This is a genomic window from Microbacterium sp. FG3, assembly GCF_057809335.1.
On record NZ_JBMDJT010000024.1, the window covers coordinates 18,737 to 40,459 of the forward strand.

The window sequence follows — 21,723 nt, forward strand, 5'->3', positions numbered from 1 at the left end:
CGGGCGAAGATCGCCGAGGGCACGCTGGAGCCCCGCGCACAAGGGCCGCCCTCACTCTGCGGAGCGGGGTGCGTGTCGCGGAGCTGGGACAGCAGGTCACCCTGCTGGAGGCTGATCTCGCGAAGCGGGACGAGACGATCGTGGCGCGGGACGAGGCGCTAGCTAGACTCGCTGGGAAAAGGTGCCGCTTTCCTGGAAGCACTGTCGAGCTAGAACGCACGGTTATTCCCGCTTGGAAGGCGTGACAGACATCCTGGAACGAGCCCGAGCGGAAAGCTCGTTCTACTTGCTATGAGAAGAGCTGGCGAAGCGCGTCGAGGTCGCCGGAGTCGACCACCTTCTGGACCGCGGCAATGGTGTCCTGATTCACAAACATGCCCTTGAGTGTGTCGTTCCAGATCGCCCGCACGGTGTCCACGTCACCGGCGTCAACCGCCGCGCCGGCAGACTCGATTGCCTGTTGGTACGGCATCTGCTGGAAACCAGCAACCACGTCATCTGGGTTGTAGTACGGCACCCAGGGGGTCTCTGGGTTGGGAGTGAGCCAGAGCACCTGGCCGGGGTGGATGTCCCGCCTGTGGTTCATCGAGGCAAGGGTTGGGTACGCGCAAAGCCGTTCAGCGACCACGGCCTCGACGTCGCCGGGCTCAACGGTATAGGTCACGGGGGTGCCGTTCTCATCTACTGTCACCTCGCCCCGCGCGAACTCACGTGCGCCTAGATCCCGGAGAGTCCCCTGCCGCTCCCAATACAGACCCCCCGCGTCGCTGTAGATCTCCGATGCGTCGGAGCAGGTTCCCGGTTCGGTCGATTCCGGCGTCGGCGTAGCCTCACTGACCGGCTCAACAGGCGTTGGAGCGGATGCCTTGGGCGTCTGGGCTGCCGCTGGTGCTGTGGCGCTGCACCCGGCAAGCGCGACAGTCGTTAGAGCGAGCGCAGCGAGAGCTGTGCAGAGCTTGGCTTTGCGTGACATAACGCTCCCAGATTCGGAGACTGCGACCCTGTTTTCGCCGCGGGAGAATCTTAGCCCCTCTGAGCCACGTGATCGCAGATGCACTGCATCGCGTCGCCGGCGACTTGCTCGGCTCGCTCGACGGCGGTCTCGTTCGGCGCATAGAGTGCCGCCAAGACCAAACGGACACTCCGTCGGTCAGCCGGAAGGAAAGTGCACATGGTTCTGGATTTCAGCACGACTGCCACCCAGGCACTCACCGAGCGCTACGGCCACACAGCGCAGCAGGTGTGCGCTTCACCCAGCGTACGTTCCCGGGCGGCCCAGTGAGGGTGCTCCTCACCGACGTCTCGGTCGGCCAGGTCACCAACATCGGGTTCGTCGATAGGACGTTCATCTACGCCAGCTACTTCATCGGTATCTACCAGACGCGGACCGGTGAAATCATCGGCCGCATCAGGATCAACAAACACTGGGGCGTGAGCCCCGGATGGCAGACCATCTCTTCGAACGCCCCTGCTGGCGCTGATCATGTCGCAGCCCGATCAACGTCGCGCGCAGTACGCCAAGCTGGTGGCGATGGCCGGCAAGCCACAGACGACCTCGCTCCTCCGCCCCAAGGTGCGCACCGAGTCATCTGTCGACACCGCGGGCAACGCCGTCGCGGGCCGACCTCGACACCTGATGTCGGACGCCGATGCCAACTTCCCGATCGGCTCCCTCGGTTCTCGGGAAGTGGAGGTGCTCGATCGCGAGCTGCTGCGGGACGCCTGGTACCGAAACCCGCCCCGCTGCGATGGCGCGCTCTCGATCGCGTACAAGGACTGCAAGACCGACAGGTCCTACGCGTACTCGACCTGACGCAGCAGGCCGTGAGAGCGGCGATCGACAACGCCACCACGGCGGCCGAGCTGTACCGGGGGCCGCTGGCCACCACCGCGGCTGGCCGCGTCCTGCTTGGCCCAGTCCATCAGTTCGAGCGCATCGTCAGGGAGACGGATCGAGACGGGCTTCTTCTGATCAGCGGCGGCCGCGGGGGTCGTCGCCGTCGCGGCGCAGGTAGCGCTCGAAGGCCTTGGCGATCGCGTCGCCCGACGCCTCGGGGGACTCGACCGTGTCGCGGTTCTCCTCGAGGTGGCGGATGTACTCGCTCATCTCCTCGTCGTCCGCGGCGCCGGCGTCGATGGACGCCTCCCACGCGGCGGCCTCCGTCTCGAGCGTGCCGCGGGGCACGTCGGCCCCGCTCAGCTCTGCCAGGCGCTCGAGCAGCGCGAGCGTGGCCTTGGGGGAGGGCGCGTGGCTCGCCACGTAGTGCGGCACGCTCGCCCACAGCGACACGGCGGGGATGCCCACCCGCTCGGCCGCGTCGGCGATCACGCCGATGATGCCGGTCGGGCCCTCGTACGCGCTGCGCTCCAGCTCGAGGGCCGTGCGCAGCGGCTCGTTCTCGCTCGTGACCGTCACGGCGATGGGGCGCGTGTGCGGCACGTCCGACATCATCGAGCCGAGGGTGACCAGGCCCGTGATGTCCTCGCGCAGCGCCACGTCGAGCAGCTCGCTCGTGAAGGCGCGCCAGGCGCGCGCGGGCTCGACGCCCGTGAGCAGCCACAGCTCCACCGGCGACGGGCGCGTCGGGCGGTGCAGCGTCGCTTCCGGCCACTTCAGCGAGCGGCCGCCCTCGCCGTCCGCCTGCATGATCGGGCGCGTGTACTGGTAGTCGAAGTACAGCTCCGGATCGACGGAGAACACCGGCTCGTAGGCGCCGGTGCGTCGCAGCTGCTCGATCGCATTGGTCGCGGCCTCGCCGGCGTCGTTCCATCCGTCGAACGCCGCCACGAGGATCCTGCCGCCAAGCGTGTTCTGCTCGCGTGCCGTCACCGGTCTCCCTTCCGCCGTTCTCTTCACCCTACGACCGGATGCGCGCCCGCGGGCTCTCCGCGCGGGCGGAGCGCGCAGGATGCGCCGGATAGGCTGAGTCGATGACTACGCCTCAGGCCGTGCTGTGGGACATGGACGGCACCCTCGTCGACTCCGAGCCGTACTGGATCGCCGCCGAGACGGAGTTGATCGCCTCGTACGGGGGCACCTGGACCCACGAGGACGCCCTGCAGGTGGTGGGCCTCGGGCTGCTCGACTCGGCCGGCATCATCCGCAGCCGCGGCGTCGACATGGAGCCGCAGGCGATCGTCGATCACCTCACGGCCGAGGTCATCCGCCGCACGCAGACCTCGGGCGTGCCGTTCCGCCCCGGCGCGCGCGAGCTGCTGCTCGGCCTGCGCGACGCGGGCGTCAAGACCGCGCTCGTCACGATGTCGCTGCACCGCATGGCGCGCGCGGTCGTCGATCTCATCGACTTCCCCGCGTTCGACCTCATCGTCGCCGGCGACGACGTGGAGCGCCCCAAGCCGTTCCCCGATCCGTATCTGCAGGCGGCGCGCGCCCTGGGCGTCGACATCCGCGACTGCGTCGCCCTCGAGGACTCGCCCAACGGGCTGCGCTCGGCCATCGCCTCCGGCGCCACGGCCCTCGGCGTCGAGAACCTGCTCTCGCTCGAGGGGCTCGGCGCCGCCGAGGTCTGGAAGGGGCTGGACGGGCGCGGCGTCGACGACCTCGCGGCCCTGCACGCCCGCCACCGCGCCTCCGAGGAGTCCGCCCGATGATCGACAAGCCCCGCGGCCCGTTCCGCTACGGCGACCGCGTGCAGCTGACGGGCCCCAAGGCCCGCATGCACACCATCACCCTGCGCGAGGGCGGCGAGCTGCACACCCACCACGGCGTGCTGAAGCACGCCCAGCTCGTCGGCCAGCCCGACGGCTCGGTGGTCGAGAACAGCGCGGGTCACGAGTACCTCGCGCTGCGCCCGCTGCTGCGCGACTTCGTCATGTCGATGCCGCGCGGCGCCGCCATCGTCTACCCGAAGGACGCCGCGCAGATCGTCGTGCAGGCCGACGTGTTCCCCGGCGCCGTCGTCGTGGAGGCCGGCGTCGGATCGGGCGCGCTGTCGCTGTCGCTGCTGCGCGCGATCGGTCCCGAGGGGCGCCTGATCTCCTTCGAGCGGCGCGCCGAGTTCGCCGAGGTCGCCACGGCGAACGTCGAGACGTTCTTCGGCGAGCTGCCGCCGCACTGGGAGGTGCGCGAGGGCGACCTGGCCGAGGAGCTGCCGCGCGCCGTCGAGCCGGGCAGCGTCGACCGCGTCGTGCTCGACATGCTCGCGCCGTGGGAGGTGCTGCCGGCCGTGGCCGATGCGCTCACGCCGGGCGGCGTGGTGATCTGCTATGTCGCCACCGCCACGCAGCTCTCGCGCACCGCCGAGTTCCTCCGCGGGCTCGGCGCGTTCACCGAGCCGGATGCGAACGAGACGATGGTGCGCGGCTGGCACGTGGACGGGCTCGCGGTGCGCCCCGACCACCGGATGGTCGCCCACACGGGGTTCCTCATCTCCGCCCGGCGGCTCGCCCCCGGCGCCGTGCCGCCCGAGGTGAAGCGACGCGCGTCCAAGCGCAGCTACTCGGACGAGGATCTCGAGATCTGGACGCCCGGCGGCGTCGGGGATCGCGAGATCACCGACAAGAACCTGCGCAAGCGCATCCGCGAGGCGGAGAAGGCGCGCGACGGCGCCCGCATCGCCGCGGCGGCGCGCGCGGCCGACGACGCCGAGGACTGAACGCGCGCCCGGCGTTCCCGCCCGCGACGGATTCGGGCGATCGGCCCGGCGCGCTTAGACTGCGATGCGTGCGTAAGACTCCCGCTGCCCTCATCGTGACCGCCCTGGCGGGCCTGAGCCTGGTGGCCTGCGCCCCGGCCGCCGGCCCGAACGCGGACGCCGACTGCACCCGCCCCGACCAGAACGAGGCGGTCGCGCACGCCATCGAGGTGACGGGCCGCGAGGGCGACATCCCCGAGATCTCGCTGAACCAGCCGTTCGACACCGATCGATCGATCTTCGCCGACGTGACCGAGGGCGACGGCCCCGCGATCGAGGACCTGGATCAGCCGGGCGTCGTCGACATGTCGCTGTTCTCGGCCGAGACCGGCGACCCCATCATCGGCACCTCGTACGAGGCCGACGCCGCGCCCACTCGCGTGGGCACGTGGCTGACGCAGTTCCCCGGCCTCGAGGACGCGCTCACGTGCGCGCCGGCCGGCACGCGCACGGTGGTCGCGCTCAGCGAGGACGACGTCGAGGACGCCACGCGCGCCCAGTACGCCATGCAGGGCTTCCCGGCCCAGGGCGGCGTCATCGCCGTCGTCGACGTACGCGACGTGTACCCGACCGCCGCATGGGGCAGCCCGGTCTACAACGCCGAGGCGGGTGTACCATCGGTGGTCCGCACCCCCGAGGGGCGTCCCGGCATCACCGTGCCCGACGCGCCCGCGCCGCAGGAGCTCGTCGTCCAGACGCTGCTGCAGGGCGACGGCGCCGAGATCGGCGCGGACGACACCGCGATCGTGCAGTACACGGGCGTGACGTGGGACGACAAGAGCGTGTTCGACTCGTCGTGGGACAGCGGCGCGCTGCTGCGCGCGTCGGCCGACGGCATCATCCCCGGCTTCTGGCAGGCGCTCGAGGGGCAGAAGGTCGGCTCGCAGGTGCTCGCCGTCATCCCGCCCGAGCTCGGCTACGGCGAGCAGGGCAGCGGCGCCACGATCCCGCCGAACGCGACGCTCGTGTTCGTCATCGACATCGTCGGAGTCGAGCCGGCTTCCTGATCCGTCGCGAGTCGGCTCCGGTGCGGGGCTCGCGCCGACGCGGCGGCGTGGCGCGCTCCGCCCATAGGATGGGCGGGTGGCCGCCGCGATCCCCCCTGAAGAGCGACAGCTCAACCTCGTCGTCGCGCTCATGGCGACGGAGATCGGCCTGACCAAGCAGCAGATCCTCGACAACGTGTCGGGATACCGCCAGCGTCAGGGCGCCGCCTCGTCCGAGGCGCTCGAGAAGATGTTCGAGCGCGACAAGGAGGAGCTGCGACGCGTGGGCGTGCCGGTCGAGACGATCGGCGACGCGAGCGATCCGAACGACCTCCGCGAGGCCCGGTACCGCATCCCCAAGGCCGAGTACGACCTGCCGGAGGACCTCGCGTTCACCCCGGCCGAGCTGGCGGTGCTGAGCCTGGCGGGCAGCGTGTGGAGCGAGGGATCGCTCTCGCAGGACGCCCAGCGCGGGCTGCGCAAGATCCGCGCCCTCGGGATCGACGTGGACGAGCCGATCCTCGGCTTCGCGCCGCGCATGACGGCGCGCGAGGCGGCGTTCGGCCCGCTGCAGGAGGCGATCGACGAGTGCGTCGTCGTCGAGTTCGACTACCTGAAGCCGGGGGAGGAGCACCCGCGCCGGCGCCGGGTGCGTCCGCTCGCGCTCGTGGACTGGGAGGCGCGCTGGCACGTGTACTGCCACGACCTCGGCGCCGGCGGCGACCGCACGTTCCTGCTGAGCCGCATCGTGGGCGACGTCGTCGCGACGCGCGAGCGCTTCGATCCCGCCCTGCGCGAGGGCGCGGGCGAGCGCGCGCAGCGCGGGCTCGAGGAGGTCGCGGCGCGTCAGTCGGCGCTGCTCGAGGTCACGCCGGGCACCGAGGCGGCGCTGCGGCTGGGCCGGCGCGGCGAGCAGCAGGCGCAGGGCATCCGCGTGCCCTATGTCGACCGGCACATCCTGGCCGACGAGCTCGCCTCGTACGGGCCGGAGGTGCGGGTGGTCGAGCCCGCCGATCTGCGCGCGGCCGTGATCGAGCGGCTCCGCGCCGCCCGCGATCTGCACGCCGCGAGCGGGGAGGGGGCGGCATGAGCGGCCGGCGTCCCGCGCTCGTCTCGAGCGACCGCGTGCAGCTGCTGCTCACGCTCGTGCCGTACCTGCTCGAGCGGGGCGAGGTCTCGCTGGCCGAGGCGGCGGGGGAGTTCGGCGTGACGCCCGCGCAGATGCGGGCGATGGTCGAGAAGCTCACCGTCATCGGCCTGCCCGGATCGGACGAGTACTGGCAGATGCCGGGCGAAATGTTCGACATCGACTGGGATCTGCTCGACGAGCGGGATCGGATCGCCATCACGTACGCCCCGGCGCTGGATCGCGCGCCGCGCCTGACCTCGCGCGAGGCCGCCGCGCTGCTCGCCGGGCTCCGGCTCGCCAGCGCGATGCCGGGCGTTGCGGGGTCCGACGTCGTCACGGGGCTGATCGCCAAGCTCGCCGCCGGCGCCTCGGCGGCGCCGGCCGACGTCGTGATCGTGCCGCCGCGGGTCGACGAGGTCAGGGATGTCGTGGCGCGCGCGCTGCGGGACCGCGTGGCGGTGTCGTTCACGTACCGCGCCCCCGACGCGCCCGAGACGACGCGCACGGTCGATCCGGTCAAGGTGCTCATCTCCAACGGCCAGTGGTACCTGCAGGGCTGGTGCCACCTGCGCCGCGCCATGCGCACCTTCCACCTCGAGCGGGTGAGCGCCCCGCGCCTGACCGACATCCCCGCCGAGCACGCGCACGAGCCCGTACCGGAGCTGTTCGAGCCCGGCGCGGACGACGAGGTCGCGGTGATCCGCTTCCGCACCGAGCTGGCCCCGCTCGTGGGAGAGTACCTCGACCGCGCGGAGCGCGAGGACGGGGGCGGCGTCACGACCGCGCGCCTGCGCGTGGCCGACGCGCGCAGCCTGAAGCGGCTGGCGGCGCGGCGCGGCGGCGCGGTCGAGATCCTCGAGCCGGCCGCCGCCCGGCGGGCCGCGGCGGAGTGGGCCGAAGCCGCCCTCGCGCTGTACGGCGAGGACTGACGACGCACGGGTCATTCGAGGACGTCCCCGGAGGCGCGCGAGTTACACTGGCCCTGCGTACACGCATCCCCCGACGTTCGGAGTGAACATGGGCAACATGGGCCCCTGGCAGATCCTGCTGATCCTGGCCGTCATCCTGCTGATCTTCGGTGCCGCGAGGCTCCCCGCGCTCGCGAAGAGCCTCGGCCAGTCGGCCCGCGTCTTCCGGGGAGAGATCAAGCAGATGAAGGACGACGGCACGCCGGCCGAGCCGTCCGCGTCGACCGTGCAGTCCAAGGCCGCCGAGCCGCAGCCCGGCTACACGGTGAACGGCGAGCCGGCGCAGAAGCTGCCCGGCGAAGAGCACAAGCAGTAGCGCGCGGTGGCCACGGCTGACGCAGACGTGACCATCGAGGAGGACGAGCCGCCCCACGAACGGCGGATGACCCTGGCGGGCCACCTGCTCGAGCTGCGGCGGCGGCTGATGATCGCCGCGATCGCGTTGCTCGCGGGCATGATCGCGGCGTTCTTCCTGACGGATCTCGTCATCCAGGGGCTGCTGTACCCGATCTCCGTCGTGAGCGAGAAGCTCGGCGACGACTTCACGCGCCTGGCCTACACGGGCATCACGAGCGCGTTCGACATGCGGCTGCGAATCTCGTTCGCGATCGGCCTCATCATCTCCGCGCCGGTGTGGCTGTGGCAGATCTGGGCGTTCATCATGCCCGGGCTCAAGAAGAAGGAGATCTGGTACACCGTCGGCTTCCTCGGCGCCGCCATCCCGCTCTTCTTCGGGGGCTGCTTCGTCGCGATCATGCTGCTGCCGAACATCATCCTCGTGATGAGCGAGTTCGTGCCGAACGAGGCCTTCGCGTCACAGTTCTACGAGTCGTCCGCCTACTACGACTTCGTCTTCAAGCTCATCACGATCGTCGGCGTCTCCTTCGTGCTGCCGGTGTTCCTCGTGGCGCTGAACCTCGCGGGCGTCGTGAGCGGCAAGACCATCGTGAAGGGCTGGCGCATCGCGCTCATCATCGCCCTCATCTTCGGGATGATGGCGTCGCCGCCCGCCGACATCGTCACGATGCTCGTGCTCGCCGCGATCCTGTTCGTGCTCTACCTGGCCGCCGGCATCATCTCGCTGCTGTTCGACCGCCGCAAGCGGAAGCAGAACCCCGACCTGTACGTCGAGGTCTAGCCGCATGAGGCATCCCGTCACGGCCGCGTTCGCGGCGAAGCAGCGCTTCGAGCTGGATCCGTTCCAGGTCGCCGGCTGCGAGGCGCTCGAGGAGGGGCGCAGCGTGCTCGTGGCCGCGCCGACGGGCGCCGGCAAGACGATCGTGGGCGAGTTCGCCGTGCACCTGGCGATGCAGACCCCGGGCGACAAGGCGTTCTACACGACGCCGATCAAGGCGCTGTCCAACCAGAAGTTCCGCGAGCTGCAGGACGTGTACGGCGAGGAGAACGTCGGCCTGCTCACCGGCGACGTCAACATCAACGGCGACGCGCGCGTCGTCGTGATGACGACCGAGGTGCTGCGGAACATGATCTACGCCGGCTCGTCGTCGCTCACGGGCCTGCGGTACGTCGTGATGGACGAGGTGCACTACCTCGCCGACCGGTTCCGCGGCGCCGTGTGGGAGGAGGTCATCATCCACCTCCCCGAGAGCGTGCGGCTCGTGTCGCTGTCGGCCACGGTCTCGAACGCCGAGGAGTTCGGCGACTGGCTCGGCACGGTGCGCGGCGACACCGAGATCATCGTGTCGGAGACCCGCCCCGTGCCCCTCGAGCAGCACGTGCTCGTGCGCGGCGACCTGCTGCCGCTGTTCGACGAACGCGCCGATGCCGCCGCAGGCCGAGTGAACCGCCAGCTGCTGCGGATCGGCGGGGGCGGATCGGGCGCGTACGATCGCACGTTCGACGGGCGCCGGCGCGGCGGCCGCCGCGGCGGGCGGGGCGGGGCGGGACCGGGACCGCGGATGCCGCGGATCGACCGGCCCGACGTCATCCGGCTGCTGGAGCGGTCCAACCTGCTGCCCGCGATCTTCTTCATCTTCAGCCGCGCCGGGTGCGACGGGGCCGTGCAGCAGGTGCGCCGCAGCGGCCTGCGCCTGACGACCGCGGACGAGCGGGCCGAGATCCGCCGGATCGTGGACGAGCGCACGGGCACGCTCGCCGAGGAGGACCTCGGCGTGCTGGGCTGGTGGGAGTGGCGCGACAGCCTCGAGCGCGGCGTCGCGGCGCACCACGCCGGACTGCTGCCGGCGTTCAAGGAGGTCGTGGAGGAGCTGTTCCAGCGCAAGCTGCTGAAGGCCGTCTTCGCCACCGAGACGCTCGCGCTCGGCATCAACATGCCCGCCCGCACGGTGGTGCTCGAGAAGCTCGAAAAGTTCAACGGCGAATCCCGCGTGCCCATCACGCCGGGGGAGTACACGCAGCTGACGGGCCGGGCCGGACGCCGCGGCATCGACGTCGAGGGCCACGCGGTCGTGCAGTGGACGGACCAGCTCGATCCGGAGGCCGTCGCGTCCCTCGCCTCGCGCCGCACGTACCCGCTCAACTCCTCGTTCCGGCCCACCTACAACATGGCCGTGAACCTCATCGACCAGTTCGGGCGGCGCCGGGCCCGCGCGATCCTCGAGTCGTCGTTCGCGCAGTTCCAGGCCGACCGCTCGGTCGTCGGCCTCGCGCAGCAGGTGAAGGACGCGGAGGGCTCGCTCGAGGGCTACGCCGACGCCATGGCGTGCGACCGCGGCGACTTCCTCGAGTACTCGGGCATGCGCCGCGAGCTGGGCGACCTCGAGAAGGCGCAGCGGCGCGACACGGGCGCCTCGCGCGCCCAGCGCGAGCAGCGCACGCACCAGATCACCGCGCTGCGCAAGCGGATGACGCGGCACGCGTGCCACAAGTGCCCCGACCGCGAGCAACACGCGCGCTGGGGGGAGCGGTACCAGAAGCTCAAGCGCGAGACGGATCGCATCCGCAAGCAGATCGCCTCGCGCACCGGCACGGTCGCGCGGCGGTTCGACCGGATCATCGACGTGCTCGTCGAGCTGGACTACGTCGTGCTCGACGGCAACGAGGCCACGCTCACCGAGGCCGGTGCGCGCATGAAGCGGATCTACGGCGACCGCGACCTGCTCGTGGCCGAATCGCTGCGCGCCGGCATCTGGGAGGGGCTCGACGCCCCGGCGCTCGCGTCGTTGGCCTGCTGTCTCGTCTACGAGCCGCGCGGGCGCGAGGAGCTGGGCGGGCATCCGCTGCCGCGCGGTCCCTTCCGCGAGGCGCTCAGCCGCACGCAGGAGCTGTGGGCGCGGCTCGACGACCTGGAGCAGGATCACCGGCTGCCCGGCACGCAGGAGGTCGCGACGGGCCTGGCGCAGGCGATGCACATGTGGGCGCGCGGCCAGATGCTCGACCGCGTGCTCGGCGAGGCCGACATGGCGGCCGGCGACTTCGTGCGCTGGGCGAAGCAGACGATCGACCTGCTCGACCAGCTCTCCGGCACCGCCTCGGGCGACCTCGCGCGCACGGCCCGGCGGGCCCTGGATCAGGTGCGCCGCGGCATCGTCGCCTACTCCGCCGTGTAGCTTGCGGTGGTCGCTTCATCTCCGGCGCTTCGCGCCTCCGTTCAGCAACCGATGGTGGTCACACCCGTCGGTTGCTGAACGGAGCGGCGCAGCCGCGCAGATGAAGCGACCAGAGCAACCCGCCGCCCGTGCCGAAGCCCAGGGTCGCAGCCGTCGCTCGGCTCGGGCGGAATAGGCTTCTCCTCATGCCCGAACGCCGCCCGCCGCTGCCGCTGTGGGCGGCCGTCCCCGTCGCGGCGGCCGGCGGGCTCGCGCTCGATGCGAGCTTCCCGAGCGTCGGCATCTGGCCGCTCGCCTTCGTCGCCGTGGGCATCTCGCTCGTCACGCTCATCGGCCGCCGCGCCGGCGCGGCGTTCCTCGTCGGCCTCGCCTTCGCCACCGCGTTCTACTACCCGCACGTCGACTGGGCGGCCGGATTCCTCGGCGACAACGAGCTCGCGTGGGTGCCGTGGGTCGCGCTGGCCGGCGTCGAGAGCGTCTTCATGGCGCTCGGTGCGATCCTGCTCGCGCTCGCGTACCGCTGGACCGACGCCTGGGGCGGCTGGGCGCGGCTGATCGGCGTACCCGCCCTCGTGGCCGGCCTGTGGACCGCGCGCGAGGTCGTGATGGGCTCGTGGCCGTACGGCGGCTTCGCGTGGGGCCGGATCGGCATGAGCATGTCGAGCTCGCCGCTCGCGCAGGTGGCGTCGTGGATCGGCGTGACGGGCCTGACCTTCCTCGTCGTGCTCTTCGCGGCGATGCTCATCGAGGTCGTGCGTGCGTCTGCGCGGGCGAGGAGCGGCGCGCAGGATCGCGCGACCCGCGCCCGCATCGCCGGAACCGCCGCCCCGGCGGGGGTCGTGCTCGCGATCCTGGCGCTCGTGCCGCAGTTCCCAACGAGCCCCGCCGGCACGATCCGCGTCGGCGCCGTGCAGGGCAACGGCCCCGCGGCGTACGTGGACGAGCGCGACTACCTCGACGTGCTGCGCGCGCAGCTCGCGGCCACACGCGAGCTCGAGGGCGAGGACCTCGACGTCATCCTCTGGCCGGAGGGCGGCGTCGACGCCGATCCCCGCGCAGAGCGGTCGGTCGCGCGCATCCTCGAGGACGTCGCCGACGACCACGGCGCGCCGCTGCTCATGAACGCGGCCAGCGCCGAGGGCGACGACGTGTACAACATGTCGATGCTGTGGACGGCCGACGGGCTCGATCAGACGCACTCCAAGCGCAACCCCGTGCCGTTCGGGGAATATGTGCCCGACCGTGCGTTCTACGAGGCGATCGCCCCGTCCCTCATCGGCATGATCGGGCGCGAGTACACCCCCGGCACGGATTCGCCCGTGTTCGACCTCGCCGGGACGGCGGCCGGCCTGGCCATCTGCTTCGACGTGATCGACGACTCCTTCATCCGCGAGGGGATCCGCGACGGGGCCCAGGTTTTCCTGTTCCAGACGAACAACGCCGACTTCCGCGGCACCGACGAGAACCTGCAGCAGCTCGCCTTTGCGCGCATGCGCGCGATCGAGACGGGGCGCAGCGTCGTGAACCTCTCGACCGTCGGCACGAGCCAGCTCATCGCGCCCGACGGCGCCACGCTCGCGCAGGTGGGCGTCGACGTGGCCGGCGTCATCGTCGCCGACGTCGAGCTGCGCGACGGGCTGACGGCGGGCGTGGTGCTGGGCCCGTGGGTCACGGGCCTGCTCACCGCCGGGTCGTTCCTCGCACTGCTCGTGCTCGGCGTCCTGCGCCGGCGGCGGCGCGCCGACGCGGGTGCCGGGGACGAGACCCCGTGACGCCCGGGGCGCGGGCGGCTACGCTGGCCCCATGTCGATGAGCGTGGTGCGGCCCCGTGGCGATCGAGTGCTCGCGGGCGTGTGCGGGCTGATCGCGCGCCGGTTCGGTCTGTCGTCGACGCTCGTGCGCGTGCTCGCCGTGATCGGGGTGCTCTTCTTCGGATGGACGATCCCGGTCTACATCGCGCTGTGGGTCGTCGTCCCGAGCGACTGACGCCGAGCGAGAGGAGCCGAGATGGCCGATCAGGATCAGGACGCGCAGTTCTGGTACAACTCCAAGACAGGCGAGGTGGAGCAGGGGCTCGTGTCGCCGGCCCCCGACCGCATCGGCCCGTTCGCCACGGCCGACGAGGCCGCGAGGGCCTACGAGATCCTCGCCGCGCGCTCGCGCGAATGGGCCGAGGAGGAGGCCCGCGAGGACGACTGGGGCGCGGGGTCCGCCGCACCGTGAATCCGCCCGCCGACCACTAGGCTGGGATCTCCGGCGTCATCCCTTCGGAGAGGATTCGATGGACAAGCAGATGGACTTCGTCCTGCGCACGATCGAGGAGCGCGGCGTCAAGTTCGTGCGACTGTGGTTCACCGATGTGATCGGCACGCTCAAGTCGCTCGCGATCGCGCCCGCCGAGGTGGAGGGCGCCTTCACCGAGGGCATCGGGTTCGACGGCTCGGTGATCGAGGGCCTCACGCGCTCGCACGAGTCCGACCTGCTGGCCCACCCCGACGCCTCGACATTCCAGATCCTGCCGTGGCGCGGCACCGTCGATCCGACGGCCGCCATGTTCTGCGACCTCACGATGCCTGACGGCCAGCCCGCCGTCGCCGATCCGCGCAACGTGCTCAAGCGCACGCTCGCGAAGGCCGCCGAGGCCGGGTTCAGCTTCTACACGCACCCGGAGATCGAGTTCTACCTGCTGAAGTCGCGCACGTTCGGCACCGACGGGCCGGAGCCCGTGGACCACGCCGGGTACTTCGACAACGTGCCGGGCGGCACGGCCCACGACTTCCGCCGCAGCTCGGTGCGCATGCTCGAGGACCTCGGCATCTCGGTGGAGTACAGCCACCACGAGGGCGGGCCCGGTCAGAACGAGATCGACCTGCGCTACGCCGACGCGCTCGCGATGGCCGACAACATCATGACCTTCCGCACGGTCGTGAAGGAGGTCGCGATCGAGCAGGGCGTGCACGCCACGTTCATGCCGAAGCCGTTCGCCGCGCATCCCGGATCGGGCATGCACACGCACATGTCGCTCTTCGAGGGCGATGTGAACGCCTTCTACGAGGAGGGCGCCGAGTACCAGCTGTCGAAGGTGGGCCGGCACTTCGTCGCGGGGCTGCTGGCGCACGCCCGCGAGATCTCGGCGGTCACCAACCAGTTCGTGAACTCGTACAAGCGCCTGTGGGGCGGCGACGAGGCGCCCAGCTACGTCACGTGGGGTCACAACAACCGCTCGGCGCTCGTGCGCGTGCCGCGCTACAAGCCGGGCAAGAGCAGTTCGGCGCGCGTGGAGCACCGCGGCATCGACTCGGCCGCGAACCCCTACCTGTCGTACGCGCTCATGCTCGCCGCCGGCCTGAAGGGCATCGAGGACGAGTACGAGCTGCCCGCCGAGGCGGAGGAGAACGTCTGGGCCCTCAGCGACGCCGAGCGCCGCGCGCTGGGCTACCGCGCGCTGCCGCAGACGCTCGACGAGGCCGTCGCCGCCATGGAGGACAGCGAACTCGTCGCCGAGACGCTCGGCGAGCAGGTCTTCAGCTACGTGCTCGCGAACAAGCGGCGCGAGTTCGAGCAGTACCGCTCGCAGATCACGCCCTTCGAGCTGCGTCACCACCTCGACATCGTCTGATCGGCACGATGCCGAGGAACGCCGGGTCGCGCGCATGAGTTCGGGCAGCCGGGCCGCCGCGCGCACCGGGCTCGTGCGCCTCGGGTTCGCGCGCGTCGACGAGGCCGAGGACCGCATCGCCGAGCTCGCCGAGGCCACCGGCCTGGAGCGCGCCGTGCTGCTCGACGGCGCGGGCGAGGCGGCCGACCCGGACGAGGCATTGGCGTGCCTCGTGCTCATCGCGCGGCGCCACGCCGAGGCGGTGGCCGGCGCGCTGCGCCCCGAGCGCGCGCGGCGCACGGCGTGGCGGCTGCTGGGCGCGTCGCGGGGCTTCGGCGAGTTCTACCTGCGGCGGCCCGAGCACCTCGCCGAGCTGGCGACGGCGGGGGAGCGGCTGCCGACGGCCGACGAGATGGGGCGCGCGCTGCGGGACGCCGTCGGCTCGGCGGAGGGGTTCGCCGAGACGTGCGACGAATCGGCGTGGGTCGCTCTGCGGGTGGCGTATCGCGCCCAGCTGGCGCGGATCGCGGCCTTCGATCTGCGTGCGCCCGCGCCCGTCGAGGTGCTCCCGGCCGTGTCCGCCGCGCTCGCGGACCTCGCCGGCGCGGCGCTCGAGGCCTCGCTTGCCGTCGCCCGCACGCGCGTGGCCACCGGCACGGGCGGGGCGGGCCTGTTCCCGCGCGAGGAGGTGGCCGACACGTGCCTGGCCGTGATCGGCATGGGCAAGGCCGGCGCGCGCGAGCTGAACTACGTCAGCGACGTCGACGTGATCTTCGTCGCCGGCCCGCGCGAGGGATCCGGCCTGGACGAGAGCCGCGCGGTCGACATCGCCACGCGCCTGGCCGTGCAGACGATGCGGGGCATCTCGGGCTTCGAGGCCGAGCCGCCGCTGTGGGAGGTCGACGCGAACCTGCGGCCCGAGGGCAAGCAGGGCGCGCTCGTGCGCACGCTCGAGTCGCACGTGGCGTACTACGAGCGATGGGCGCAGAGCTGGGAGTTCCAGGCGCTGCTGAAGGCGCGCCCGCTCGCGGGCGACGCCGCGCTCGGCGAGGCGTACGTCGCGGCGCTGCGGCCGGCGGTGTGGCAGAGCGCGGCGCGCGAGAGCTTCGTCGACGGCGTGCAGCGCATGCGCGAGCGCGTGACGGAGCACATCCCGCCCGACGACGTGCCGTACCAGCTCAAGCTCGGCCCCGGCGGGCTGCGCGACATCGAGTTCGCCGTGCAGCTGCTGCAGCTCGTGCACGGCCGCACCGACGAGGCGGTGCGCCAGCGCGGCACGCTCGAGGCGCTCGAGGCGCTGGCCGACGGTGGGTACATCGGCCGCGCCGACGCCGCGGCGTTCGACGACCACTACCGCCGGCTGCGGCTCATGGAGCACCGGCTGCAGCTGCAGGGCCTCAGCCGCACGCACCTCATGCCGCGCGACGACGACGGCGTGCGCGTGCTCGCGCGCGCCACGGGCCTCGCGACCACCGGCTCCGGTCTGCGCGAGGCGTGGGAGCGCATCAAGCGCGAGGTGCGCGACATCCACCTGCGCATCTTCTACCGCCCGCTGCTGTCGGCCGTCGCCGCGCTGCCGAGCGACGAGGGCCAGCTCACGCCGCAGCAGGCGCACGACCGCCTCGCCGCGATCGGCTTCCACGATCCGGGCGGCGCCCTGCGGCACATCGAGGCGCTCACGAGCGGCATCAGCCGCAAGGCCACCATCACGCGGCATCTCATGCCCGTCATGCTGCGCCGCTTCGCCGAGGGGGTCGATCCCGACTACGGCCTCATCGCCTTCCGCCGGATCAGCGAGCGGCTGGGGGCCTCGCCGTGGTTCCTGCGCATGCTGCGCGACTCGGCGGGAGCCGCCGACGCGCTGGCCAAGCTGCTGTCGGGGTCGAAGTACGTCGGAGAGCTCATGGAGTGGATCCCGGAGTCGGTCGCGTGGCTGGACGGCGGCGCGCAGCTGCGGCCGCGCGCCGGTTCCCAGCTCGCCGAGGAGGCGCGCGCGATCCAGTCCCGGCACGCCACGATGCAGGACGCGATGCGGGCGGTGCGCGCGCTGCGTCGTCGCGAGCTGCTGCGCGCGGCGATGGCGTCGATCCTGGGCGCCGTGACGATCAGCGAGCTCTCGGCGGCGCTGACGACGATCACGGAGGTCACGATCCAGGCGGCACTGCGGGCCGTGCGCCGCGAGGTCGTGCCGCCCGAGGACGACGCGCTCGACATCGCGGTGATCGGCATGGGGCGCTTCGGCGGCGCCGAGATCGGCTTCGGATCGGACGCCGACGTGCTGTACGTGTACCGGCCGCAGGGTGTGGATCCGCAGCGCGCGCAGCGCTACGCCGAGCGCATCGTCGCCGAGCTGCGCCAGCAGTCCGAGGATCACCGCGTGCCGCTCGAGCTCGACGCCGGCCTGCGACCCGAGGGGCGCAACGGGCCCATCGTCCGCTCCCTCGACGCGTACCGGGAGTACTACCGCCGGTGGTCGCTGTCGTGGGAGGCGCAGGCGCTGCTGCGGGCGCGGGGGATCGCGGGATCGGCGAGCCTGATCGAGGCCTTCCTCGAGATGGCGGACGAGGTGCGATACCCGGGGGAGCTGGATCCGCAGGAGGTGCGGGAGATCCGGCGCATCAAGGCGCGCGTCGAGAACGAGCGACTGCCGCAGGGCGCCGATCCGCGCCGTCACCTCAAGCTCGGCCCCGGCGGGCTCAGCGACGTGGAATGGCTCGTGCAGGTGCTGCAGCTGCAGCACGCGCACGAGGTGCCGGGGCTGCGCACGACCTCGACGCTCGGCGCCCTCGCGGCGGCCGTGGACGCGGAGCTCGTGCCGGCCGAGCCCGCGCGACGCCTCGAGGAGGCGTGGCGGCTCGCGTCGCGGCTGCGCTCGGCCAACACGCTGCTCACGGGCCGCACGAGCGACGTCCTGCCGAGCGACCGGCGCGACCTCGACGGCATCGCCCGCATCCTGGAGTACCCGGCCGGCTCGGCCACGGCGCTGGAGGAGGACTGGCTGCGCACGTCGCGCCGCGCCCGCCGCGCCTTCGAGAACCTCTTCTACGGCTGATCGCGCGGAACACGACGCCGACCCGCCGCGCCTCGGCGCACAGATCTCGCCGTTCCCCACACGATCCTGGCGCAATCGTGTGGGGGAAGGCCCGTCGCGTGCGAGAAGGCCCGGCCCCGCGGACGGCGGGACCGGGCCTTCTCGGCGTGGAACGGCGTCAGACGCCGTAGTACAGCTCGAACTCGAACGGGTGCGGACGCTGCTGCATCGGCAGGATCTCGTTCTCGTACTTGTACTCGATCCACGTGTCGATCAGCTCGTCGGTGAAGACGCCGCCGGCCGTGAGGAACTCGCGGTCCTTGTCGAGGGCCTCGAGCGAGTCGAGCAGCGAGTTCGGCACCTGCGGGATGCCCTTGGCCTCCTCGGCCGGCAGCTCGTAGAGGTCCTTGTCGATCGGCTCGTGCGGCTCGATGCGGTTCTTGATGCCGTCGATGCCGGCCATCAGCTGCGCCGCGAACGCGAGGTAGGGGTTGCCCGACGAGTCCGGCGCGCGGAACTCGATGCGCTTGGCCTTGGGGTTCGAGCCCGTGATCGGGATGCGGATCGCCGCCGAGCGGTTGCCCGCCGAGTAGACGAGGTTGACCGGCGCCTCGAAGCCCTTGACCAGGCGGTGGTAGCTGTTCAGCGTGGGGTTCGTGAACGCGAGCACCGCGTGGGCGTGCTTGAGCAGACCGCCGATGTACCAGCGCGCGACGTCCGAGAGCTGGGCGTAGCCCTTCTCGTCGTAGAACAGCGGCTTGCCGTCGGCCCACAGCGACTGGTGGGTGTGCATGCCCGATCCGTTGTCGCCGAAGAGCGGCTTCGGCATGAAGGTGGCGGTCTTGCCCCACTCCTCGGCCGTGTTCTTCACGATGTACTTGAACTTCAGGATGTCGTCCGCGGCGTGGACCATCGTGTCGAACTTGTAGTTGATCTCCGCCTGGCCGGCCGTGCCCACCTCGTGGTGCGAGCGCTCGACCTCGAGCCCGACCTCGATGAGCTTCAGCACGATGTCGTCGCGGATGTCGGCCTGCTTGTCGACGGGCGAGACGGGGAAGTAGCCGCCCTTGTGGGGCGTCTTGTTGCCGAGGTTGCCGCCCTCCTCCTCGCGGCCCGAGTTCCATGCCGCCTCCTCGGAGTCGACCGAGTAGAAGCTCTTGCCCGAGGTGACCTCGTAGCGCACGTCGTCGAAGATGAAGAACTCGGCCTCGGGGGCGAAGAACGCGGTGTCGGCGATGCCGGTGGCGGCGAGGTACTTCTCCGCCTTCTTGGCGACCTGGCGCGGGTCCTTCGAGTAGATCTCGCCGTTGCGCGGGTTGTAGATGTCGAACACCATCACGAGCGTCTTGGCCTCGCGGAACGGGTCGACGTAGCCGGTGGTGACGTCGGGGATGAGCTGCATGTCCGACTCGTTGATGTTCGCGAAGCCGCGGATCGAGGAGCCGTCGAAGAGCTGTCCGACCGTGAAGAACTCTTCGTCGACGGTCGAAGCCGGGATGTTGAAGTGCTGCTGGACACCGGGGAGGTCCGTGAAACGGATGTCGAGGAACTTGACGTCCTCGTCCTTGATGAACTTGAGCACCTCGGAGGAATCTTTGAACATTGAGGCTCCAGGTTGGGGATCTTCGGGTCGGACACCCTCCACGGGTGACCCCCCGACCGTATCCGCGCGGCATTGCTCGAGGGTGTCCCGAATGTTTCCGGGGTGTTACGCGGCGGCGGCAGGCCGGGTCCGGCGGTCGCTCAGATGGCCCGCCGTAGGCTGGAGGGGTGACCGACGCGCATGCCGACACCGACTATCCGGGCAGGGATCTGGGACTGCCGCGCACGGGACCGGGGAGCCTCGGATCGCTCGGCAGGCGGATCGGCGGGCTCGCGATCGACTGGGCGGCCGCCTACGTGATCGCCGCGACGTTCTTCGCCTCGGAGGCGCTGGCGATCCACCTCACGTTCATGGCGATCCACATCGTCTTCATCCCGACGATCGGCGGCAGCCCCGGCCACCGCATCTTCGGCCTGCGGGTGCAGCGGGCCACCGGCGGGTGGGCGGGGCTGTGGCGCCCGCTCGTGCGCACGGTGCTGCTGGGCCTGGTCATCCCCGCCGTCATCTGGCAGGACGGTCGTGGCCTGCACGACGGCGTGGCGGGAACGGCGCTCGTCCGCGCCTGACCCGGATCGCGCCGCGCGGCACGACGAAAGGGCCGCCCGAACCGCGATCGGCGGTGGGGCGGCCCTTCGGCGTGCGGCGAGGCTCAGCGCGGGCGCGGGGCGCGGGCGCGCATCGGATCGATGCCCTTGGGGATCGGAAGCGACGACATCGTGCCGCCGAGCGACTCGAGGCGCTGCACGACGGCGCCCATCGTGGCGCGGTCGATGGCCTTGGGGAGCGCCTTGACGGTCTTGGCGAGATCCTTGATCGGGATCTCGCCCTCGCCGTGGCCCACGTAGAACTCGTGCACGGGCACGCCGTGCGCGGCACGGGTGGCCTTCATCCGCTCGTCGCGGAACAGCTTCTTGAGGCGGCCGCGCGAACCCTCTCCGACGAGCACGATGCCGCCGCGACCCACGGCGCGGTACACGGCCTCCTGCGTCTTGGGGTTCACGCCCACCGGCATCTCGTCGGCACGCCAGCGCCGGCCGAGCATGGTCGAGAGCACGTGGCCCGCGGCGCCGGGCATGCCGTCGATGCGGCGGTACATGACGACGGTCGACAGCCGCGTCATGAGGATCATCGACGCGAGCACGCCCAGCATGAGGCCGAAGATCGGCCACAGGATGAAGCCCCACACGTTCGGCTGCAGGAGGAACGCGAGCAGCACGCCCAGGCCGATGCCCGCGAGGACGATGCCCGCCAGCGCCCAGGGCAGCCACGCGAACACCTCGCGCGTGAACGTGAAGAGCTGCCTGAGCTGAGAGAAGAATCCCGGGCGCTTCTCCGCCTCGGTACCGCGTGCTGCCATACCCTCCAGCCTACCGAGTGCCCGCGCCGTCCACGTGCCGCTCGGCTCGCTCACAGCGTGCCGGAAGGACCGATCGGTCCACGGATGCCGCCGCCGCGCCCCGAACCGGCGGCCTGCGCCGCACGCTGGAGGCATGACGTGGGAGCGGACCATCGACGGCGGCGAGGAGCACGGCGAGCTCGTCGGCGGCGCCTACCGCCCGATCCGGCGCCTCGCGCCCGGTGAGGCGCCCATCCCCGGCGAGCTCGCGGCCGTGGGGGACGACACCGTCGTGCTCGTCGATGTCGGGGAGCTCGCCGGGTGGGCGGGGTGGGCGCATGGCCGCTCGCAGCACGTGTGCGGCGTGACCGATGTCGTTCGGCGCACGCGCGGCCACGATGCCGTGCTGTCGCGGTGCGTGCTCCGGCTCGACGCCGCCCTGCGCGCGGCCCCGCCGCTGTCGGGCGGCGAGGCCGTGACCCTCGCCGTCAGCGTGCTGCGCGGCGCGGGGGAGGTGCGGCGCGCCCGCGGCGGCGAAGGGTCGCGCGGCGCGTGGTGGCTCACAGCCGAGGGACGGCCGGCTTTCGTCCCGGCGCTGCGCGACGCGGCGGACGGCGAGGACTGCGGCGCCGCGGCGGCGCGGATCGTGGAGGAGGCGGCCGCGGGCGTCCAGGACCGCATCGTGCGCAGGCTGCTGGACGAGGCGTGCGGGTGGCTCGACGATCCCGACGCGGCGGGGGATGCCGCTGAGGCGCTCGAGGAGCGGCTGTTCGAGGCCTGCGCGCCGCGGCCGCTCGGGCGCCTGCTCGAGCCGCCGGGCGACGATGAGGGCGAGCAGGTCGCCGTCGCGCCGGGCCGCGCCACCGACCGCCGGACGCGGCGCGAGC

At 71.7% G+C, this 21,723-nt stretch carries 19 protein-coding genes and 1 pseudogene; 16 read left to right on the forward strand and 4 right to left on the reverse strand.

Annotated elements, in window-relative coordinates; genetic code table 11:
• Positions 1–289 precede the first annotated feature (289 nt).
• The gene (locus ACODR5_RS09175; RefSeq protein ID WP_460817634.1) at positions 290–664 is read right to left on the reverse strand and encodes a hypothetical protein; all 375 of its coding nucleotides are present in this window, start codon (positions 662–664) and stop codon (positions 290–292) included.
• A gap of 819 nt (positions 665–1,483) precedes the next feature.
• Between ACODR5_RS09175 and ACODR5_RS09180 the strand changes: the two genes are divergently transcribed.
• Positions 1,484–1,813, forward strand: a complete 330-nt coding sequence (locus tag ACODR5_RS09180) for a hypothetical protein (protein ID WP_449855082.1) — start codon at positions 1,484–1,486, stop codon at positions 1,811–1,813.
• A 159-nt stretch (positions 1,814–1,972) separates the two neighbouring features.
• Here ACODR5_RS09180 and ACODR5_RS09185 read toward each other — a convergent pair whose 3' ends face one another.
• Positions 1,973–2,830, reverse strand: coding sequence for a PAC2 family protein (locus ACODR5_RS09185; protein ID WP_488983415.1), 858 nt, complete (start codon positions 2,828–2,830; stop codon positions 1,973–1,975).
• A gap of 101 nt (positions 2,831–2,931) precedes the next feature.
• On the opposite strand from ACODR5_RS09185, the gene ACODR5_RS09190 reads away from it, so the two are divergent.
• The 13 genes from ACODR5_RS09190 to ACODR5_RS09250 all read left to right on the forward strand — a co-directional run bounded on the left by ACODR5_RS09190 (position 2,932) and on the right by ACODR5_RS09250 (position 17,918).
• On the forward strand, positions 2,932–3,612 hold the full coding sequence (locus tag ACODR5_RS09190) for an HAD family hydrolase (protein WP_449855084.1): 681 nt from the start codon (positions 2,932–2,934) through the stop codon (positions 3,610–3,612).
• Positions 3,609–4,616 carry a tRNA (adenine-N1)-methyltransferase gene (locus tag ACODR5_RS09195; RefSeq protein ID WP_449855085.1) on the forward strand — a complete coding sequence of 336 codons (1,008 nt, stop codon included), beginning with the start codon at positions 3,609–3,611 and terminating at the stop codon, positions 4,614–4,616. The genes ACODR5_RS09190 and ACODR5_RS09195 overlap by 4 nt, the downstream gene beginning before the upstream one ends.
• 68 nt (positions 4,617–4,684) lie before the next feature.
• The gene (locus ACODR5_RS09200; RefSeq protein ID WP_488983416.1) at positions 4,685–5,662 is read left to right on the forward strand and encodes an FKBP-type peptidyl-prolyl cis-trans isomerase; all 978 of its coding nucleotides are present in this window, start codon (positions 4,685–4,687) and stop codon (positions 5,660–5,662) included.
• 76 nt (positions 5,663–5,738) lie between these two features.
• Positions 5,739–6,731: a helix-turn-helix transcriptional regulator gene (locus tag ACODR5_RS09205; protein WP_449855087.1), complete on the forward strand. Its 993-nt coding sequence runs from the start codon at positions 5,739–5,741 to the stop codon at positions 6,729–6,731.
• Positions 6,728–7,699, forward strand: a complete 972-nt coding sequence (locus ACODR5_RS09210) for a WYL domain-containing protein (protein ID WP_449855088.1) — start codon at positions 6,728–6,730, stop codon at positions 7,697–7,699. The genes ACODR5_RS09205 and ACODR5_RS09210 overlap by 4 nt, the downstream gene beginning before the upstream one ends.
• An 88-nt stretch (positions 7,700–7,787) precedes the next feature.
• Positions 7,788–8,054, forward strand: coding sequence for a Sec-independent protein translocase subunit TatA (gene tatA / locus ACODR5_RS09215; protein ID WP_449855089.1), 267 nt, complete (start codon positions 7,788–7,790; stop codon positions 8,052–8,054).
• 6 nt (positions 8,055–8,060) lie between these two features.
• A complete protein-coding gene (gene tatC, locus ACODR5_RS09220; RefSeq protein WP_488983417.1) occupies positions 8,061–8,876 on the forward strand; it encodes a twin-arginine translocase subunit TatC in 816 nt (271 codons plus the stop codon).
• 4 nt (positions 8,877–8,880) lie between these two features.
• A complete protein-coding gene (locus ACODR5_RS09225) occupies positions 8,881–11,268 on the forward strand; it encodes a DEAD/DEAH box helicase (protein ID WP_488983418.1) in 2,388 nt (795 codons plus the stop codon).
• Between the two features lie 185 nt (positions 11,269–11,453).
• On the forward strand, positions 11,454–13,040 hold the full coding sequence (lnt, locus tag ACODR5_RS09230; protein ID WP_488983419.1) for an apolipoprotein N-acyltransferase: 1,587 nt from the start codon (positions 11,454–11,456) through the stop codon (positions 13,038–13,040).
• 31 nt (positions 13,041–13,071) lie between these two features.
• Positions 13,072–13,254, forward strand: a complete 183-nt coding sequence (locus ACODR5_RS09235; RefSeq protein WP_460817621.1) for a PspC domain-containing protein — start codon at positions 13,072–13,074, stop codon at positions 13,252–13,254.
• Positions 13,255–13,275: 21 nt separating this feature from the next.
• Entirely contained in the window at positions 13,276–13,491 is a 216-nt protein-coding gene (locus ACODR5_RS09240) for an SPOR domain-containing protein (protein ID WP_488983420.1), read from the forward strand.
• A 58-nt stretch (positions 13,492–13,549) separates the two neighbouring features.
• Positions 13,550–14,887, forward strand: a complete 1,338-nt coding sequence (locus ACODR5_RS09245) for a glutamine synthetase family protein (protein ID WP_449855095.1) — start codon at positions 13,550–13,552, stop codon at positions 14,885–14,887.
• A 34-nt stretch (positions 14,888–14,921) separates the two neighbouring features.
• A complete protein-coding gene (locus ACODR5_RS09250) occupies positions 14,922–17,918 on the forward strand; it encodes a bifunctional [glutamine synthetase] adenylyltransferase/[glutamine synthetase]-adenylyl-L-tyrosine phosphorylase (RefSeq protein ID WP_488983421.1) in 2,997 nt (998 codons plus the stop codon).
• 157 nt (positions 17,919–18,075) lie between these two features.
• Here ACODR5_RS09250 and glnA read toward each other — a convergent pair whose 3' ends face one another.
• A complete protein-coding gene (gene glnA / locus ACODR5_RS09255) occupies positions 18,076–19,500 on the reverse strand; it encodes a type I glutamate--ammonia ligase (RefSeq protein ID WP_460817615.1) in 1,425 nt (474 codons plus the stop codon).
• 167 nt (positions 19,501–19,667) lie between these two features.
• Here glnA and ACODR5_RS09260 point away from each other — a divergent pair, with 167 nt between their 5' ends.
• The gene (locus ACODR5_RS09260) at positions 19,668–20,066 is read left to right on the forward strand and encodes an RDD family protein (RefSeq protein WP_449855098.1); all 399 of its coding nucleotides are present in this window, start codon (positions 19,668–19,670) and stop codon (positions 20,064–20,066) included.
• An 83-nt stretch (positions 20,067–20,149) separates the two neighbouring features.
• On the opposite strand, the gene ACODR5_RS09265 is transcribed toward ACODR5_RS09260, so the two are convergent.
• On the reverse strand, positions 20,150–20,857 hold the full coding sequence (locus tag ACODR5_RS09265) for a DUF4191 domain-containing protein (RefSeq protein WP_460817613.1): 708 nt from the start codon (positions 20,855–20,857) through the stop codon (positions 20,150–20,152).
• Positions 20,858–20,990: 133 nt separating this feature from the next.
• Here ACODR5_RS09265 and ACODR5_RS09270 point away from each other — a divergent pair.
• Positions 20,991–21,723, forward strand: a pseudogene (locus ACODR5_RS09270) (hypothetical protein); the annotation flags it as partial.